The sequence below is a fragment of the Chlamydiales bacterium genome, assembly GCA_041395025.1.
GTDB lineage: Bacteria > Chlamydiota > Chlamydiia > Chlamydiales > JAAKFR01 > JAJACP01.
In genome coordinates, this window is the sequence record JAWLBH010000001.1 from 1,033,558 (window position 1) to 1,052,972 (window position 19,415).

General features: G+C 38.0%; 12 protein-coding genes. 4 read left to right on the top strand and 8 right to left on the bottom strand.

Annotated features, from left to right (window positions below; translation table 11 throughout):
* The first annotated feature begins 95 nt into the window (after positions 1 to 95).
* The gene (gene yajC, locus R3E91_04810) at positions 96 to 488 is read left to right on the top strand and encodes a preprotein translocase subunit YajC (GenBank protein MEZ5315509.1); all 393 of its coding nucleotides are present in this window, start codon (positions 96 to 98) and stop codon (positions 486 to 488) included.
* 50 nt (positions 489 to 538) lie between these two features.
* On the opposite strand, the gene htpG is transcribed toward yajC, so the two are convergent.
* Positions 539 to 2,320 (bottom strand): molecular chaperone HtpG, encoded by a 1,782-nt coding sequence (gene htpG, locus R3E91_04815; protein ID MEZ5315510.1) that lies wholly within the window; start codon positions 2,318 to 2,320, stop codon positions 539 to 541.
* A gap of 422 nt (positions 2,321 to 2,742) precedes the next feature.
* Here htpG and nqrF point away from each other — a divergent pair, with 422 nt between their 5' ends.
* Positions 2,743 to 4,044, top strand: coding sequence for an NADH:ubiquinone reductase (Na(+)-transporting) subunit F (gene nqrF, locus R3E91_04820; protein MEZ5315511.1), 1,302 nt, complete (start codon positions 2,743 to 2,745; stop codon positions 4,042 to 4,044).
* A gap of 491 nt (positions 4,045 to 4,535) precedes the next feature.
* A complete protein-coding gene (locus R3E91_04825; GenBank protein ID MEZ5315512.1) occupies positions 4,536 to 5,894 on the top strand; it encodes an MFS transporter in 1,359 nt (452 codons plus the stop codon).
* Here the strand turns inward: R3E91_04825 and R3E91_04830 are convergent.
* The 6 genes from R3E91_04830 to alaS form a co-directional block, all read right to left on the bottom strand.
* Positions 5,863 to 6,903 (bottom strand): aminoacetone oxidase family FAD-binding enzyme, encoded by a 1,041-nt coding sequence (locus tag R3E91_04830; GenBank protein ID MEZ5315513.1) that lies wholly within the window; start codon positions 6,901 to 6,903, stop codon positions 5,863 to 5,865. The two genes, R3E91_04825 and R3E91_04830, sit on opposite strands and share 32 nt — an antisense overlap.
* On the bottom strand, positions 6,885 to 8,075 hold the full coding sequence (gene hemG, locus R3E91_04835; protein ID MEZ5315514.1) for a protoporphyrinogen oxidase: 1,191 nt from the start codon (positions 8,073 to 8,075) through the stop codon (positions 6,885 to 6,887). Before hemG ends, R3E91_04830 begins: the two co-directional genes overlap by 19 nt.
* Positions 8,072 to 9,418, bottom strand: a complete 1,347-nt coding sequence (gene hemN, locus R3E91_04840; GenBank protein ID MEZ5315515.1) for an oxygen-independent coproporphyrinogen III oxidase — start codon at positions 9,416 to 9,418, stop codon at positions 8,072 to 8,074. Before hemN ends, hemG begins: the two co-directional genes overlap by 4 nt.
* The gene (gene hemE, locus R3E91_04845; protein ID MEZ5315516.1) at positions 9,396 to 10,382 is read right to left on the bottom strand and encodes a uroporphyrinogen decarboxylase; all 987 of its coding nucleotides are present in this window, start codon (positions 10,380 to 10,382) and stop codon (positions 9,396 to 9,398) included. The genes hemN and hemE overlap by 23 nt, the downstream gene beginning before the upstream one ends.
* Before the next feature lie 78 nt (positions 10,383 to 10,460).
* On the bottom strand, positions 10,461 to 13,655 hold the full coding sequence (gene mfd, locus R3E91_04850; protein ID MEZ5315517.1) for a transcription-repair coupling factor: 3,195 nt from the start codon (positions 13,653 to 13,655) through the stop codon (positions 10,461 to 10,463).
* Positions 13,631 to 16,258 (bottom strand): alanine--tRNA ligase, encoded by a 2,628-nt coding sequence (alaS, locus tag R3E91_04855; protein ID MEZ5315518.1) that lies wholly within the window; start codon positions 16,256 to 16,258, stop codon positions 13,631 to 13,633. The genes mfd and alaS overlap by 25 nt, the downstream gene beginning before the upstream one ends.
* A 224-nt stretch (positions 16,259 to 16,482) precedes the next feature.
* On the opposite strand from alaS, the gene tkt reads away from it, so the two are divergent.
* A complete protein-coding gene (tkt, locus tag R3E91_04860) occupies positions 16,483 to 18,486 on the top strand; it encodes a transketolase (GenBank protein ID MEZ5315519.1) in 2,004 nt (667 codons plus the stop codon).
* Between the two features lie 126 nt (positions 18,487 to 18,612).
* Here tkt and R3E91_04865 read toward each other — a convergent pair whose 3' ends face one another.
* Entirely contained in the window at positions 18,613 to 19,413 is an 801-nt protein-coding gene (locus R3E91_04865; protein MEZ5315520.1) for a hypothetical protein, read from the bottom strand.
* Between the last annotated feature and the right edge of the window lie 2 nt (positions 19,414 to 19,415).

The window sequence follows — 19,415 nt, forward strand, 5'->3', positions numbered from 1 at the left end:
TCGATGAAATTTTAAAAATTCGTCAGGATCACTTGAAATTCCTTTCTATTTTCTGTTAGACTTTCTTTTCTAATCAATTATCCTAAGGTAAGACCATGATCAAAAAAATTATTGCCAGTTTTTTGTTATTTTCATCTTCTTTTTCTCTCTTTGCAGGTGAAGAGACTCCTCAAAATCCAAGCTCTTTTTGGCAGACACTGATTATGGTGGCGGTTGCTGTCGTCTTTTTTTACTTTATTCTTTGGCGTCCCGAACAAAAGCGGCGTAAATCCATGGAAAAAAAACGCAGTGCAATGAAAAAGGGGGATAAAGTGACAGCGATGGGGATTATAGGGACTATCGATCGATTGAAAGAGCAGACAGTCGTTCTAAAAATGGTTGATGGTTCTAAAATCGAGGTGATCAAAGGAGCAATCACAGAAGTGAAAGCCAAAGAAAGTCAGATGGAAGAAGAGTCCACAATAAAGGCTGAAGAAAGCTCCAGCTAGAACCTATTATTCCCAGTAAAATTTAAGAGGGAATGAAGTTTTATCACCAATTAAGTATTGGAAATTTTAGAGACTAGTCTTTCAAGAACTTCGTTGCTTCTTTTGATAAATTTTCTTAGTCCTTCAGGATCTATTTCTTTTTGTGAAAGACGCGCTAAGTCATAAACTTCATGAGCCATTTCTTTTGCAAGATCGGGGTCTGTCTTCTCAACAGCATGGATCGCATTAATTAACTTGCTATTTGTATTAATCACAAAGGTAGGCTTTATAAACTCATTTGTAGGTTGATGACTTTGGTAAGCTAAATGATCTCTTAAACGACGTTCTTCTTCTTTAAGCATAAGAAAAGCAGGCATCGCTTCAGAAGCAAGGCTTTTTGCCTCTACTTCTATATTGAGTTTTTTATGAAAAAACTCAGCTAATCTTGCTGACTCGCTCCTTCCTTCTGCATCAAGAAGATTTTTTTCTTTCGAAGCATCTAAAATTTTTTCATCTAGGTGAGAATCAATGCGCTTAAAGGTAGCATTTGTCTCTTTTTCAAGAAATTGGATCATTGCTTGATCAATCATAGCACTATGAATAAATAGTACTTCTATCCCTTTATTGCGATAAAGATCAAGAATATACCCCTCTTCTGTTGTGTAATAAATGGTTTCATTAGGATGACGTTCTTGGTAAGCTTTGATCGTGGTCCATTCACGATCACTGTTTTTCCAAACAATAAGGTCCTTCACACGTTCATAGAATTTCTTGTCCTGTAGAGCTCCAAATTTGACGATCAATTCAATATCTTCCCAATAGGAAAGGAATTTTTCCTTTTCACTTAGATAAAGTGCAGATAGTCTATCAGAAATTTTTTTAGAAATATGGAATCCTAATTGACGCACTGTTTGATCCATTTGTAAATAGCTTCTTGAGACATTCAATGGAATATCAGGACTGTCAATAGCTCCGCGCAAAATAGTCAGATAATCAGGAAGTAAATCACGACAGTTATCTGAAACGAATACTCGGTTGCAAAAGAGTTTGATCGTCTCTTTTTTTAATTCAGAATCTCGTGAAAGTTTGGGAAAATAAAGAATCCCTTTAAGATGAAATGGATAATCTACATTCAAATGGACCCAAAAAAGAGGATCGGGTTCCATAGGGAAAAGATGGCGATAAAAACTCAAATATTCTTGATCTGTACAATCAGAAGGCGCTTTTACCCATAAGGGGGGAGTTTCATTAATTTGTCTATCATTAAGAAAAATGGGATAGGAAAGAAAACTACAATAATGATGAAGAATTTTTCTGAGCTTAGCCTCATCTAAATACTCGTTTTCTGCTTCTGGTAGAGTTAAGATGACTGTCGTTCCCACTTCCTCTCTGTTGCCTTGATCTAGGGTATAGTTCACAGATCCATCACAACTCCAATAGACAGGTTTCGCCTCTTTCTGATAAGAGAGAGTTTGAATTTCTACCTTTTCAGCCACCATATAGGCTGAGTAAAAACCTAATCCAAAATGGCCAATGATCTGATCTTCTTCTTTATCTGATTGATACTTATTTACAAATTCTTCAGCTCCAGAAAAAGCAATCTGTGCAATGTAGTTTTCAACTTCTTCACGATCCATTCCAATGCCATTATCCGAAAAAACCAACTCTCGTTTCTCTTTATCAATTTTGATATCAATTCGCCAGTTTTCAGCAGAAGGAGTGATGGTTTTCAGTTTTGAAATTGCATCGCAGCTATTTGACACAAGCTCTCGTACAAAGATATCTTTATCTGAATAAAGCCATTTCTTAATGATGGGTAAGATATTTTCGCTGTGGATCTTTAATGTACCCATAGATGATTCCTATTTTTTTAAAACAATTTTGCAAAGGCTACCATCTTTTTCAATAAATTGCGACTCTTTTCTCTCTCAGATTGGAATCATGAGAATTTCGATTTGGTGGATTTAAGAAGAGAAAAGAGAGCGCATGCTAATAGAAGTCCATCTAATCATAAATCAATGACTTAAAGACCTAGTGATCCTTTATTTGGTTGGAATAGGGAAAAAGAGCATGATATAGATATGAGGAATAGATAGGGATGTTTTTATTTAAATAACTTTTTATCAGTAGTTTATTTTTAAGTTTTTTTTCATAAGATATCATTCACAATCTTCTAGTTGTGTGAAAACAAGAGGAGAGGGGGGATAACCTCTCCTCTTGTTTAGAATTTATGATATTGAAAAGTGAGGATCCAGAGAGTAAAATAAAATATATGATGTTTTTATATTTTATTCAGGGACTAGCTCTCACACTAGTCGCCATTGTTGCATTTGTTTTTATTGGACTAATCCTCACTGTGATGATTCTTTTCACAAAGAGGAAATTTGTCAGAACCACTCCTTGCACGATCCGTATTAATGAAAATGAATCACTGACTAAAGTTGTTTCTGGGGGTCAGACCTTGCTTGCAGCTTTAACCTCAGAAGGCATTCCAGTTCCATCTCCTTGTGGTGGAAAGGCGACTTGCAAACAATGTCAACTTCGAGTTCTTGAAGGTTTAGAGGAGCCTTTAGAAACTGATAAAAGTACTTTTACAAAAAAACAGCTTAAAGAAGGATGGCGACTTTCTTGTCAATTGAAAGTCAAGCATGACCTCCATGTTCATGTGGAAGAGCGTTATCTTGAGGTTAAAGAGTGGGTGGCAACGGTTTTGACTAATGAAAATGTAGCCACTTTTATTAAAGAATTAGTCGTTCAGTTACCAGAAGGGGAAGAGATTCCCTATCAATCAGGTGGATATTTGCAATTTCATGTTCCTCCATTTAAAACAAATACCGATCAATGGAAAGAGACAATGGATCCAAAATTCTATGAGGATTGGGAGAAATTTGGATTATTTGGACGACTAGTGAATTTTAGTGATCTTCATTCAGATGATGTCATTCGTGCTTATTCATTAGCATCATATCCTGCAGAAGAAAGGACATTAAAGTTTAATATTCGCATTGCCACTCCTCCTTTTCTTAAAGAAGAGATTGCGAAAAACATTCCTTGGGGGATCTGTTCCAGTTATGCCTTTAGCCTTAAACCTGGAGATAAACTGAAATTATCAGGTCCGTACGGAGAATCTTTTATGATTCATGACAATCGTTCAGTAATTTTCTTGATTGGAGGTGCCGGTTCTTCATTTAGTCGTAGCCATATTATGCATTTATTTAAAACTGAAAAAACAGATCGTCAAGTTGATTTTTGGTATGGAGCTCGTTCATTGAAAGAAAATATTTATCAAAAAGAGTACGAAGAACTTGATCGAGATTATAAAAATTTTCGGTATCACTTAGTGCTTTCTGAACCTCTTTCAGAGGATCTTGAAAGCGGATGGCCAGGGAATGATCCGATTCACACAAACTATCTCTTTAAAGCATTTGAGCTTGGACAATTGATCCATATGGAGGAGCCAGAAGACTCTCTTTACTACGTCTGCGGGCCTCCTTTACATAATTCTAGTGTGTTGAATTTATTAGATCATTATGGCATCCCAAGAGAAAATATTATTCTTGATGATTTTGGCATCTAACTCTGAAATCAGCAGGAGAATTTATACGGCTTTTACATAGAGCATCGTAATAAGAAGTCTTCTGATCTTTACAAAAGATTTTGCTTTAATACTTAATATTGTGAATCTCTATCTTTGATGAAAAAAATCATTGGAACCTTTTGATTCGAGCTATTTAAATAGACTGATTTGCAATTGATTAATGAGGAATGCATTGAATAAAATGATCTTTTATCTCAAGATGAAAGATGAGTTTCCTAGCCTTTATCTATTCACAATCATAAAAATAAGTTGATGAGATGTCAGCGTCTGATGTTTAGACGGGAAACAATCAAGAATGATTGCTTACAAACGTCTTTTAAAAACTGGGACACATAAGAAAAGGACCTCTTCTTTTTTTCTTGATAAGAGTCCAAAATTTGATCCCTCTGATTTTCAAAAGCTATAAGGAACAAGATCCTCTTCAAATAGAGTGAGGAGGTCTATTTTGATAGTACAAAATTAGGAGAGATATGAAAAAAAATCGATGGTGGATTTTTTTGGTTACTACAAGTGGCACATCTGTTGTTTTTTTAGATAATACAGTCATGCCAGTCGCGTTGCCAACGATACAAAGAGAATGGCTTTTGACCCACCTCTCTCTTATTTGGATTATCAACTCTTATCTATTGAGTTTAACCTCTCTTTTACTCATTGGAGGAAGATTGTCTGACTTATTTGGTCAGCGTGCACTTTTTCTCATAGGTCTTCTCCTTTTTGGATTTGGATCTGCTATAAGTGGAATGAGTCTCAATCTTTCATGGATGATTACTGGGCGTGTTATTCAAGGAGCTGGAGGGGCGCTGATTATTCCAGCTACAAGCGCCCTTTTGATTACAAATTTTCCTATTGGCCAGCGAGCAAAAGCGATTGGGATTAATACAGGCATTAGCTCTATTTTTCTTATTCTCGGTCCAGCTATTGGAGGGTTTTTTACCCAATATTTGAGTTGGAGGGGGATTTTTTATCTCAATCTTCCCCTAGTAGGTTTGGGAATGATAGCTGCTTTGTTTATACTCCCTCGTGGTAGGGGAAAAAAAGAGCCCTTTCATTGTATGGGTGCATTAATGATGTTTTGTGGGATTACGGCGTTTATTTTAGCTCTAATGCAAGGCAATGAATGGGGGTGGACTGCTCCCATTGTCCTAGGACTGTTAGCCATTAGCCCTCTTTTTGTATTTTTCTTTTGGTGGATCTCTCTCCATACCCCCCATCCTCTAATTGATTTCAACCTTTTTAAAAATTCTCTTTTTTCTCTTGCCAATCTCTTTATCTTTCTGACTCAGATTATCGTAATGATTACCATCTTATGGGCGATTTACTTTCAGCAGGAATTACATTTTACTCCTGCACATACAGGATTAATGATTTTTATTGCGATTCTTCCTGTCTTTTTTATGGCCCCTTTTGGAGGCTATCTTGCTGATCGATTTGGCTCTCGTTATCCACTTTTAATTGGGTATAGTCTACTAAGTTTTGCACTTTTTTGGTTGCTATTGACAGTCAATATGGGGTCGATACTGTTCATGCTTCCTGGTCTTCTTGCGTTTGGTGGGGGGATTCCTATGACTCTTTCTCCCGCTATTGCTATGGCACTTTCTCAGGTTAATGGGGATAAATTGGGCATAGCTGCAGGGATCACAAGTGAAACTCGTCAATTAGCAGGGACGATGGGGATTGCTTTTTTGACAGCTATTTATCAGATCACAGCCACGAAAACAGGGTCTTCTGTTTGTGCTTTTTCTACGATTTCATTGGTGGCCATGCTCCTATCTTTGAGTGGATTAATCATTGCCTATTTTACGATTCATCATGAGTTGAAGAGAATGTAGTTTCTGTAGAGATATCTTTTAATGCAGAGAGACCCGCGATCCATCCTGTTGTCCAGGCATTTTGAAAGTTAAATCCACCAGTAAATCCATCGATATTGAGGATTTCTCCAGCAAAAAAGAGGCGAGGATGAATTCGACTTTCCATCGTCTTAAAATTGACTTCTTTTAATTCGATGCCACCACATGTGACAAATTCTTTTTTATAGCTCGTTTTCCCCTGCATCTCAAATCTATCGTGGGGATTTTCTTTTTTTAACCTTTTTGGGAGTCCTTCGCCCCATTCTACCATTACCATAGCACGATAGTGATTTTCAGATAAAAAAAGCGCTTCACGGGCAGAAAGTTTGAGAATAGGAGGTCCACTCAATCCCCAATGGGTAATCAAAAGAGGGCCTTGTTCTTGACTTTTTCGCCCTTCAAGCCAAACAGTTGCATGAGGAGCCACTACACCTGCTAAATGAATCAGAGGAAAATTTGGGATATTAAAGCTAAAAAGAGAGGGAATAGGAGGGACAATTGTATGTCCTAATTTTTTTGCTATCTGATATCCCCAGCGACTACTTCCAGTTGCAAGAATGACAGCATCAGCTTTAGGGAAGTCATCAATGTTGACCCCGAGATGCAACTCGATACCTTTTTCTTGGATTTGGCCCAACAAACAGGAAATAATTGTTTCCGAACGATCTGTCACAGGAAACATCCGTCCATCTCTTTCCGTTTTGAGTTCTACTCCTCGTCTTTTAAACCATTCTAGTGTATTTATAGGACCAAAACGATGAAAAGGACCTAATAGTTCTTTATAACCTCTAGGATAGTAATGACAGAGGATATTGGGGTTAAAGCAAGCATGGGTGACATTGCATCTGCCTCCTCCTGAAATGCGGACTTTGTTTAATGGTTGCGGACTTTTTTCAAAAATTCTAATTTTTGCAGCTGGATAGGTCTCTGCACATGTAATTGCCGCAAAGCAACCAGCTGCTCCTGCTCCTATCACTGCGCACTCTTCCATCCTGCCTCAATGCAATTATTGATTCCGATTCCAGTATAGTTATGACCAATCAGTTCAACATGAAAACATTTTTGGAAGTAAGCAAGATGTTTATGATGACCGATGAGATATTGAGGGATCGCATCTTTTGCCTTAGTTACCCTCAGCTTATCGGGCAAAGAATCGATACCCAAATATTTTTGCACCCCTTTAATTGCTACTTCTGCTTCTGCTTCTCCTTGTATCATGACACAGATTCGAGTTTGTTCACCTTGGTTTTGTTGTGGAAAAATTTCTGAATCCCATGTCATCCCTAAGATCGCTTCTTTTTCTAAAGAAGGTACTAGACATCCGTAACCTTTTTTTGACAAGAGATCTCTCTTCCATCCCATATTTACTATGGTCATGGATTGATAGATAAAAGGATGTTTGTCAGTTAAAGCATAAGCTGGGACAGCTGCGATGATTGTGTCAGCCTCTAGTGTTTGATCTGCAAGGATAACCCCTCCTTTTTCAATGCGGATCAAAGATACATTGAATAGAAGATTTTCTTGCAGTCTTTCAGCCAATGCTTTTGGAAGTGTTTCCATGCCATCACGAAAAGAATACAGGCTAGGAGAAGACTGGTTTCTACTTTTAAGAAGATTTCTAATGATAGAACCATTTTTTTCACGATGCCAAAGAGCAGGGAAACAGTTGCGCATTGAGAGAGTGTGAATATCTCCTCCAAAAATCCCTTTTACTAATGGATCAACAACTCTTTGAGTGATCTTTTTTGTAAAACGACGGTAGCAGAAATCTGCAATGGTTTCATCATCAAGTGGATTCACAGGTTTGCAAGCATCACGTAATAGAGCAGGAATGATTCCTTGACGGAGAAGGAAATAGGGTGAAACAACAGATAGCTTTCCATTGATTACGAGATATCTTTTTCTAGCTTTTTTATCCGCAGCAATCAGTGTTTTCTCTAACCCAAGTTCTTTGATAAGAGCAAGTGTGCGTTTTCCTGTTCCAGTTGGACGAAATCCTCTTGGCCCTTGTTCTAAAAGAAAGCCATCCTCTTGAATGGATTGAATCCATCCTCCTGGACGGTGAGATTTTTCTAAAATCGTGACATGATCTCCTTTTTTCTTATGGTACCACCCAGCAGATAAACCAGCTATTCCTCCTCCAATAATCACAATTTTTTTCATATTGATTGGGAAAACTGATTTTGTCCGTTTTTAAGATAACTATCAAAAGTCATTGCAATCACTCGAATCAACAATATTCCTAATTCTGTGATGAGAATTTTTTCTGAAGTGTTAAAGAGGAGCCCTTCTGCTTCCAGCTCTTTCAGCTTTGTCATTTCATCAGCAAAATAAAGATCAAATGGCCGACCATATTGAGATTCAAAGGTTTTTTTTTCTAGTTGAAATGTCGACATGAGAGTATGAATCACCCATTTTCTTAGCCTATCCTCTTCAGTTAGCACCTTACCTCGATGAGTAGGGAGTATGCCTTTATCAATCGCTGCATAGTAGGAAGGCAGATCTTTAACATTTTGAACATAAGTATCACATACACATCCAATGGCAGTGACTCCAAACCCCACCATGTCATCAGCAAGGTGAGTCGTATATCCTTGAAAATTGCGTCCCAATCGTTTTTGATGGAAAGATTGGGCAATTTCATCTTCTTCAAGTGCAAAATGATCCATACCAATTGCAAGATAACCATTTTCTATCAACCGCTTTTTAGCTGTATCGTAAATTGCAAACTTCTCTTTGAAGGAAGGGAGTGTCTCTGGTTTGATGGCACGTTGATGTTTTTTTAACCAAGGAACTTTTGCATAGGAGAAAAGAGAGATTCTATCGGGGCGCATCGTGATCACATCAGAAATCGTTTTTTGAAATGTCTCTAATGTTTGGTAAGGCAGTCCATAAATTAGATCGATATTAATCCCTTTAAACCCAAGCATTCTCGCTGTTTTATAAGTTTCTAGGGTCATTTCAAGACTTTGTCTGCGCTTGATAGCTTCTTGGACTTTTGGGTTGGTATCTTGCACTCCGAAACTTACCCTATTGAAACCAAGATTTCTTAGAAAGCGAAGTTTTTGATCATCTACAGTTCGAGGATCGATTTCAATGGCGATCTCTTTAGAAAAATCAATATCAAAAGCAGAAGTAATTTTATCAAAGAGATAAGAAAAAAGTGAAATAGACAATTTTGTCGGTGTCCCTCCACCAAAATGCAGTTGAAACACTTTTCGTCTACCAGTGATTTTTGTAAGAAGATCGATTTCTCGGATGAGGTAATTAACATAGAGTTCTTCATTTTCAGGTTTTCGGTTCAAAACGACTGCACAGCCACAGTAAAGACACATTGTCTTACAGAAGGGGATATGGAAATAAAGAGAGAGAGGAGCCTCTGCTGGGAGCTTTTGAAGCTTATCCTGATAGGTTTCAAATGACAAATTTTCCCATTCTGGAATTGTAGGATACGAGGTATAGCGAGGTGCAGGGATGTGGAACTTAGCAAGATCGAAGTCGGACATAATCCACCATAAATTTTACATTCTCTAAAGGAATATCAGGCAATAAGCCATGTCCTAAATTAAAAATATAACCTGGATCTTCTTTCATTCCCTCTAACAAGCGATCAATTGCTGACGCAATTTCTTTCTGAGATCCATATAACACCATTGGATCAAGATTTCCTTGTAGAGCGACTGTTTGTGGAATAAGTTTTCGGATGAGTGGAAGACTGCCATTCCAATCAATGCTAATCGCAGCTGGATGTAAAGTAGCAAGTTCTGGAGCAAAAAGAGAAGAACCTCGGCAAAATAGAATCGTAGGGATATCGATTGCATTAAGGATATCTCTCATTGGCTTAAGGCAATAATGGTTGAATTCTGAAAAAGCCAAGACATGTGCCCATGAATCAAAAATTTGAATGGCGTCAACGCCAGCTTCAACCTGACAGTTTAAATAGGCAATAGTGGCTTCCGTGATTTTTTCAATAAGAGAGAGAAAAATTTCGGGTTCGCGGTAAAGAAGTTGTTTAGTTTTTTTTAAGTGCTGACTAGATTTTTTTTCGATTAAATAACTTGCTATCGTAAAAGGCCCACCTGCAAAACCAATCAGAGGAATGGAAAGTTGTTTTTTTAGTGTTTGAATCGCCTGTATTACATAGCAATAGGCATCATAAGGATCACGCATATTAATTGCATTGGGTGAATCAAAGACAACAGGCCCAATATTCTCTTGGAAGTCGTAACGAATGCTCATTCCATCAAAAACAGTCAGAATATCATTGAACAAAATAGCAGCATCAACATTCAAAACATCGATAGGGAGTTCAGTCACTTCAACAATTGTTTTAGGAGAGTGAAACATCTCTAAAAGAGAGCGCCCTCGTCGCATAGCACGATATTTAGGTAAATAACGTCCTGCTTGACGCATGAGCCAGATGGGTGGTCTTCCAAAATTTTGACATTGCAAAGCGCGCATGAATGACATAGATTCACATCCTAACAGGAGAATTTGATGAAACTGAAAACTTCATAGCATAGTTTATCTATTTCTTCCATCATACGACTAGTTGTAGGGAAAGTTTTCTTTAAGTTTTGCTAAGAGCATATTTTCGACCTCCTGAGGTTGATGTGGATAGTGAAAGATGAGTTTTTTTGTAATTTTTTTCTGTTTACCATGAATTTGTTCAGCAACAAGAAGAGATTTGGTAAGTTTAATAAAAGTAAAATGATTTTGAGCCGCAAAGATGCGTATCCGACTTAAACACCGAAGCCAACTGACTTCTATTGGAGGAGATCCAAAACGGTCATGAAGCTCTTCAATGATTAAGTCAACTTCTTCCTCATCTTCTACATCCCCTAAACGTTGATAGATTTCCATACGTAGTGAAATTTCATTAACATAATTTTCTGGTAAGCGTGCATTGAAAGGAAATTCAATTTTGACTTCATGGTAAAAGAGCGGTGAGGTCTTTTTTTCTAAAGAAGCAATGGTTTTTTTTAATAACTTACAGTAAAGCTGAAAGCCGATAGCTGCGACATGTCCTGATTGCTCCGTGCCAAGGATGTTTCCTGCTCCACGAATTTCTAGGTCATGCATAGCAACTTTCATTCCATTCCCTCCTTCTGTCAGGGCAGAAAGACGTTTAAGAGAGATCTCACTTAATTCCTTTTGATCAGGTACCATAAAGTAACAATATGCCTTGCGATTCCATCGCCCAACTCGGCCACGCATTTGATAAAGATCAGCTAAGCCAAATCTATCTGCTCGATCTATCAAAATTGTGTTGGCTTTAGGAATATCGATCCCATTTTCAATAATTGAGGTCGCGACTAGAATATCAGCATTGCCAGACTTAAAGTGATGAAATACAGTGTCAAGCTGCTGAGCACTCATCTTTCCATGACCAACAATAATTTTTGCATTAGGAACAAGCTGACGAATTCGGTCAGCTATTTTGTAGATGGAATCGATACGGTTATGAATAACATAGGCTTGTCCATTGCGTGCAATCTCTCTCATTAGGGCATGCTTAATTAATTCATCGGAATGGGTACAAATCATCGATTGAATTGGTAGACGATCTTCAGGTGGGGTGTTGATCACTGAAAGATCACGTGCACCAACTAAAGACATATAGAGTGTGCGTGGAATAGGAGTAGCTGAAAGAGCAAGACAATCTACTTCTTTACGCATTTTCTTTAGATGTTCTTTTATACGAACACCAAATCGCTGCTCTTCATCAATGATCAATAGACCTAAATTTTTAAAATTTACATCACTACTTGCAATGCGATGAGTGCCAATTAGGATGTCAATCATCCCTTTTTGTACCGCATTCAATGTCTCTTTGATCTCTTTAGGTTTCTGGAAACGAGAGAGCATCCCAATTTTAATTGGAAAATTTGCCATTCTCTCAGAAAAAGTTTCAAAATGCTGAAGAGCAAGCATAGTCGTAGGAACTAAAATAGCCACTTGTCGCCCTCCATCGACTACCACTTTAAATGCGATCCGCATGGCAATTTCCGTTTTTCCATACCCTACATCCCCACAGATGAGACGATCAATTGATTGGTTGGCTTGCATGTCGTGGGAGATCTGTTGAATAGTCAGTAATTGATCTGGTGTTTCTTGATAGGGGAAATCCTCCCCAAATTGTATGACAAGTTCGCTATCAGCAGGATAGACAAATCCTCCTTTGATGACTCGTTCAGCCTGGAGTTTTAATAAATCTTCCGCATATCCGATAATGGCTTGTTGGGTACGCTCGCGGACGCGTTGCCATCGACTATTTCCAAGCGTATGTAGTTCAGGAGGAGCATCAGTAGGGCCAATATAATGAGAGATAAGGTTGGCATTTTCCATTGGAACATACAGTTTTCCTCCTTGAGCATATTCAATGAGCATATATTCAGTCTCAATGCCCAAATGATTTGGCCGTTTTTCAATTCCTAAATAACGGCCAATCCCATTATTCATATGGACAACCGCTTCTCCTGGATTTAAAATAGAGGTTTCAATGGGATCCGTATGGTAATGGGTACGTTGTTTTTGACGACGCAGTTTGTAGCGATGAGTCAATTCTGCCATTGGCACAAGAGCCAATAAAGGTTCATTTAGAGTAAAACCAGAGGAAAGATACCCTTGCATATACTCCCCACTGAGGCCAGCAGCTTGCATTTTATTCATAAGGGATTGTTTTTCTGATACAGTTTGGTAAAGACAAAGAATATGTGTAAAATCGGTGAGATATAGGAGAGGATCTTCTTGATTAAGAGGAGAAAAAGGGTGGACCCATCTTTGAGCAGTTAACTGTTGATTAAAAAATTCAAATTGGCATTGATTTGATGCTAAATGTGTGATATGGGTGATTTTCTCGATGGGATTTGCTGTGAAATATATTCTAGGTTGTAAGGGAAAATCCTCTAATGAAGCAAATAGCTTTCTTTGCATCCCTAATGTCTTTTTGCTGAGGCTTTGCAAAGAGATATACTTATCTTCCAGTTCTTCGACCTTATCAAAGATGAGAATTACATTGGGTCCTAAGTAATCAAACAGTGTTGCAAGCTCTTTTTCTTGTGATAATAATTGGAGTTCTTCACCTGGTGTGACTAGGATTTCATCAACTTTACTGATAGAGGTTTGGCTGATTGGATTATATTTGCGAATTGAGACAATTTCATCATCCCAAAATTCAATCCGAAAAGGATCAGGGGAGTTGACTGGAAAGAGATCAACAATTCCCCCACGTACAGCAAATTCTCCCTTATCAGCCGCAATAGAAGATTGATGATATCCCATTTCTACAAGATGTTCGGGGAGGAGATCAAAAGGAACTTTGTTTCCCTTTTTTAAGATTAGATGCAGTCTATCAAGACGATAGGGAGGAATGAGTTTCTGAAGAATAGCATGGAAATTCGTGAGGATGATTTGGGGAGATTTGCTTTCTTGAATGAGACGCAAGATACGATAACGCTCTCCAACAATATCAGGACTCGGAGGAGCCTCCTCTGAAGGTAGGGATTCCCAGGCAGGAAATTCAAGTGGAGTTTGGTCAGAGAAATAGGAAATGTTATCAAAAAGATGATCATTATGTGTAAGAATGACAAGGTGTTTATTAGAGTGTTGCTGTGCTAAGGCAATAAGGAGAGCTTTGGGCCCTTCCCAGATTTGTTCAATAATCACACTCTCTGCTGCTTGAATCTGTTGGCAAAATGTTTGCAGTTTAGGGTTTGTTAAGTAATTTTCCGTTCGAGCCATTGATATGCTATTTTGAATACTTCAGAGATGTTTTCTATTTTTGTCCCACTGCCTTGTGCTTTTTCAGCTTTTCCTCCTCCTTTTCCATTGAGTAAAGGGAGGATTTCTTTTATTAACTCATTAGCATGTATTTTTCTTAGAATTAGTTCCTTAGAAACTCGAATTAAAAGAGAGCATTTCTCTTTTTGTTTGCCAATAAGGACTAAGAGTAGTGAAGGTTGTTTTTTCATTAAGATATCAGCGTATTGGTTTAGTTCTTCAGTGTTGAACTCATTTGCATGAGCTAAGAAAAAGGCATGATCCAATTTTTTCATCTCTTTCATCAAGGTTTCGGCTTCCATTGTAAATAGTTTGAGTTTAAGTTGGATGAAATTCTGATGTAAGTTCTGATTCTCAGTAAGAATCTGATGAATACGTAATCCAAGCTGTTTAGATTGTACATGAAGTATGCCACTAATTTCGTGAATCCATTCCTCATATTGTCGAGATAAGGCTTGAGCTTCTAGACCAGTGGCAGCTTCAATCCGCCTCACTCCTGCAGAGATACTGCTTTCTTTTACAATGCGAAAATACCCAATATTCCCCAATCGAGAAGTATGTGTTCCTCCGCATAACTCTTTGGAAAAATCGATATCTACTACACGGACAGTAGATCCATATTTTTCACTAAAAATCTGTTTAAATTCTTTCTTGTTTTCTATTTCGCTGTAGGGCACTTCGTAACACGTTACAGGAAGATTTTCTCGAATTTTCTGATTTATCAGATCTTCAATAAGAGAGATCTCTTTTTTTGAAAGTGGTGTGTGATGATGATAATCAAAACGCAATCGCTCTGGTTCAACAACTGAGCCTGCCTGTTGAACATGGGGGCCAAGAAACTCTTGTAAGGCCCAATGAAGAAGGTGAGTGGCTGTATGGTTATTCGCAATTTTTTGTCGTCTTTCAGAATCGATGATAGCTTCTACAGGGTCTCCGACTTGTATAATTCCCTCTTTTACATATCCATAATGGGCAATAATTCCGGGATAGGGAGTTTGACAATCATTGACAATGAAGTGGCTATGGCCATTGACGATCAATCCATGATCTCCAACTTGTCCTCCTTTTTCTGGATAAAAAGGCGTTTGATTTAGCAAAATGCATCCTGTATCACCAACATTAAGAGAAGCAGTTTCGCTTCCCTCACGGAGAATTCCACTAATAACACTCTGTAAGGTTAGTGCTGAGTAGCCAAAGAATTCACAGGGAGGGTGTTTTTTAAGGTACTCTTTAAAGATGGGTTCTTCAGATTCCTGCTCTCTCGTTTTTTGAACGGTCCGAGATCGTATTCTTGCTTCTTCTTCTAGTTCCTTAAATCGTTGAATATCGACAGGAAGATGCATATCTTTTGCTAATAAGATTAATTCCTCTAAGGGAAAGCCATAGGTATCTTTCAGTTTGAAAGCATCATCTCCTGAAATGTTTCCCAATTTTTTTGATTGATCAATCACTTGATAGAAGAGGTTACCTCCTCTTTTTAGTGTATCTAAAAATTTCTCTTCTTCTAAGTTTAAATTTTCTTGAATTTTAACTTCAGCTGCTTTCAGTTCAGGGAAATCCTGACCCATCATTTTGATTAAACGTGGCACCAAATGACTAAGAAAAGGCTTATTTAGTCCTATTTGTCGGCCATAACGTACAGCGCGACGCAGAATCTTACGTAGAACGTAGCCTCGCTCAGTATTACTTGGTTGAGCGCCATCAGCGATGGCAAATGCAAGAGATCGAATATGGTCAGCAATCACTCGAAATGCTGAGGCTAAATTAGAGCAAAAGTCATATGTTTGGCCTGAGATATTTTCTATCTCTGCGATTAAGGAGCGGAGAATATCGGTTTCAAAAAGAGACTCCTTTTCTATTTTTAGAGAAACAACCCTCTCTAATCCAGCTCCAGTATCAATAGATTTTTTTGGCAGAGGCTCCATCTTTCCAGAACTATTCCGATTGAATTCCATAAAGACGAGATTCCAAAATTCTATAAAACGATTCCCCTCGGGATCTTCGGCTGGGTTACGTGCCGCTCCAAAACGAGGTCCACGATCGAAATAGAGTTCGGAACAGGGACCACAAGGTCCACTATCTCCCATCGACCAAAAATTCTCTTTAGTTCCCATAGGGATAATGCGTAGTTCGGGGAGATAGCTCTTCCAAAGTTCAAAGGATTCTACGTCTTCATTGAAAACTGTTGCCCATAGATTTTTTGGATTATAGTCGAAGATACCAAGGGAAACTTCCCAAGCATAGGCAATTGCTTCTTTTTTAAAATATTCTCCGAATGAGAAATTCCCTAACATCTCAAAAAAAGTGAGATGGCGATTTGTATGACCAACATTTTCTAAATCGTTATGCTTGCCTCCCACTCGAATACATTTTTGCGAAGAAGTCGCTGTTTTATCATCATGCACCCCTTTGTCTAAAAAAATCTCCTTAAACTGATTCATTCCTGCATTGGTAAAGAGGAGAGTAGGATCATTATAGGGAACAACAGATGAAGAAGGGAAAAGAGTATGTCCTTTATTTTTAAAGTATTGAAGAAAACGATTACGGAGTTCTTGGCTAATCATAATTCTCTACCATTCTAAGCTTTTATTCTGCATTTTGTAGATTTTGTTGGTTTCTTAACTTTAAAGACTCTGATCTCTTTAAAAAAGTTTTCTCTTTACACACATTTTGAATCGAGACAAAAAATCTGGAGATAAGAATAAAGGAAGTAGAGTAGCATGCACTTGAGATTTTTTCTATTCTCACGTTAGACTCTTTTCTTTTTGATACATGTATGGTGGAAAAAATGGATGATAGAGGATTAGACTTAGAACAAAAAAAAATTTTAGGTAAGATAGCAAATGCCATTAGGGATCTTTCAATAGATGGCGTACAAAAAGCCAATTCAGGACATCCAGGACTTCCACTTGGATGTGCGGAAATTGGGGCCTATCTTTATGGATTTGCACTTCAACATAATCCAAAAAATTCGAAATGGCTGAATCGTGATAGGGTTGTGCTTTCTCCTGGTCATGGTTCAATGTGGTTATACTCCTGTCTCCACTTAGCAGGTTTTGACCTTTCTTTAGAAGAAATTAAAAATTTTCGTCAATTACATTCAAAAACTCCTGGACATCCGGAATTTCATCAAACAGATGGAGTAGAAGCAACGACAGGTCCTTTGGGACAAGGGACGGGAAATGCCGTAGGTATGGCATTAGCTCAAAAGATTTTTGCTGCTAAATTTAATACTGCAGAGCATACCTTGTTTGATTCTAAAATATTTTGTTTATGTAGTGATGGGGATATGATGGAAGGGGTTAGTCATGAAGTATGTACACTTGCAGGACACCTAAAATTAAACAATCTAATTTTCATATATGATGCGAATAACATCACTCTTGATGGCCCTCTTTCTGATTGCATGTCTGAAGATGTGCTTAGTCGCTTTCGAGCTTACAAATGGGATGTTTATCAGCTAGATGGACATAGTTTTGATGAATTAAATAAAGTCATTTCAACTATCCGAAAATCTCAAGACAGACCTGTGTTTATTTTAGCTTCTACTGTGATCGGGAAGGGCTCTCCCAAGAAAGAGGGCACAAGCAGTGTTCATGGTGCTCCCCTTGGCCTTGAAGAGGTAGAAGCAACGAAAAAAAATCTAGGACTTCCTAATGAACTCTTCTACATACCTAAATCTATTGAAACCTATTTTGAAGATAGACTGAATATTCAGAAAAAGCTAGAAGCCGATTGGAATGAAACTTTTCGTCTTTGGGCTAAAGCAAACCCTGATCTCTACAAAGTGTGGCAAGAGATGGTCGAGAAAAAACTTCCTAAGAACCTAGAGGATATCTTATGGAATATTAAAGTTGATCTCTCCATCTCTGGTCGCAAAGCATCCAATCTCGTAGTGAATGAGCTTGCTAACTATTTGCCTCATCTCTATGGAGGGTCAGCTGATCTTTCATGTTCTGATTTAACTCTGCTGAAAGATTTTTCTACTATCGATGCAGGAAATTTTACAGGACGTAATATTAAATATGGAGTTAGAGAATTTGGGATGGGGACCATTGCAAATGGCTTGGCTTATACCGCCATGATTACTCCTTTTATTGGAACTTTTTTGGCTTTTTCTGACTATTTACGCAATTCAATCCGTCTTGCAGCTATGTCAAAATTGCACGTCATTTATCAATTCACTCATGACTCGATTTTCTTGGGTGAAGACGGACCGACCCATCAACCGATTGAACATTATGCCGCTTTACGAGCGATTCCTCACCTTTATGTCATTCGGCCAGGAGATGCTAATGAAGTCAAAATGGCTTGGTTAGCTGCTTTAAGATTGAAGTTACCTACAGCCATTCTTCTTTCTCGTCAATCCTTACCGACACTTGAAGAAACGAAAATTCCATATGATCAAGGTTTAGGGCGCGGAGCCTATATCGTTAGGAAAGAAAATCTTCAACCAGATTATACGCTATTTGCGACTGGTTCTGAATTGCATATTGCATTAGAGGTCTCTGAAGAGTTGGTCAAGCGTGGAAAAGATGTGAGGGTAGTTTCCATGCCTTGTTGGGAGTTGTTTGATCTACAAGATTCTGTTTACATAGATTCAATTATTGGAGGAAATCTTGGGATGCGTGTGAGTATTGAAGCGGGAGTAGATTTAGGATGGCAAAAATTTATTGGTCTAGAGGGGATTGCAATTTGTATGGAGAGTTATGGAACATCAGCTCCAGCTGCAACATTAAGTGAAGAGTTTGGTTTTTCTGTAGATATGATTCTTGAGCGTATTCTTAGTTAATCGTCCTTAATATGAGATAGTAGCAGGATTTTTTCCTCTTGTCTTCTTGTAATGAATGCATAAGAGATTGGATTGAGTGCTAAAAGCAAGAAATTTTTAGTTATTTTTGAGATTGATTCACAGGGTTTAGAAGCGACATTGTCCATTAAGGTAAAGGGCTTTTTCATTTAAAAAAGCCACTTCAGCTGTCAAAGTGCCTCTATGACTGCCAAGAAGAGTGATTCCAACTGCATAACCAAAATTCCATCCAGTCGATAAATTTTTTAGATGATAGCCAATATAATGAGGAAAAATCCATGTTTGTCCAGATTTTAATCCTAAATAAGGAATTAGAGCTGTTCCAAAGGTCATGTCAATTCGATAAGCTCCACCGATTCCAATTTGCCATTCTTTATAATCTAAATAGTTATTATCTGCATATAGAAGTGTAGTTGATCCAATGGGTTGGTGACTTTGAGGTTTCGTAGAGGCGTATTGCGCTTCTATTCCTAATCCAAAATCACGATTTTCCCAAAGAGTTTTTCTTAATCCTAAACTCCATGAAAAGCTGGTATTAGATAAAATTGTAAGAGAAGCATATCCACCAAGAATTTCGATATTAGAAGTCCCAAGAGTGGCAAAGAGATCAAAGTAGTTTTTTAGGTTTAAAGCAAAATAAGCAGCATTCGTTAAGATTTGAGTCTTATGTACACTATGAGGCTGTTGATGCGCATCTATAATCACCATGTAGTGGTTATAGATATAGTCTCCATAGAATCCCATCCTAAGACTCCAGGTATCCAACCAAGAAAGACGAGAAGAAGATTGATGACTTTCTCTAAAGAGCCCTTCTGTGATCAAACTAGCTTCTAAAGGATTCCCAATTGGCAGCGCCTGTACATTTATAGCAAAGGTTAAGCTTGTTAATAGGGCAACAATTTTTTTCATGG

Coding starts and splice junctions, on each gene's coding strand:
- R3E91_04825 (MEZ5315512.1), top strand. CDS start 4,536: ATGAAAAAAAATCGATGGTGGATTTTTTTGGTTACTACAAGTGGCACA.
- htpG (MEZ5315510.1), bottom strand. CDS start 2,320: ATGGGTACATTAAAGATCCACAGCGAAAATATCTTACCCATCATTAAG.
- yajC (MEZ5315509.1), top strand. CDS start 96: ATGATCAAAAAAATTATTGCCAGTTTTTTGTTATTTTCATCTTCTTTT.
- R3E91_04865 (MEZ5315520.1), bottom strand. CDS start 19,413: ATGAAAAAAATTGTTGCCCTATTAACAAGCTTAACCTTTGCTATAAAT.
- tkt (MEZ5315519.1), top strand. CDS start 16,483: ATGGATGATAGAGGATTAGACTTAGAACAAAAAAAAATTTTAGGTAAG.
- mfd (MEZ5315517.1), bottom strand. CDS start 13,655: ATGGCTCGAACGGAAAATTACTTAACAAACCCTAAACTGCAAACATTT.
- hemN (MEZ5315515.1), bottom strand. CDS start 9,418: ATGTCCGACTTCGATCTTGCTAAGTTCCACATCCCTGCACCTCGCTAT.
- hemG (MEZ5315514.1), bottom strand. CDS start 8,075: ATGAAAAAAATTGTGATTATTGGAGGAGGAATAGCTGGTTTATCTGCT.
- hemE (MEZ5315516.1), bottom strand. CDS start 10,382: ATGTCATTCATGCGCGCTTTGCAATGTCAAAATTTTGGAAGACCACCC.
- R3E91_04830 (MEZ5315513.1), bottom strand. CDS start 6,903: ATGGAAGAGTGCGCAGTGATAGGAGCAGGAGCAGCTGGTTGCTTTGCG.
- nqrF (MEZ5315511.1), top strand. CDS start 2,743: ATGTTTTTATATTTTATTCAGGGACTAGCTCTCACACTAGTCGCCATT.
- alaS (MEZ5315518.1), bottom strand. CDS start 16,258: ATGATTAGCCAAGAACTCCGTAATCGTTTTCTTCAATACTTTAAAAAT.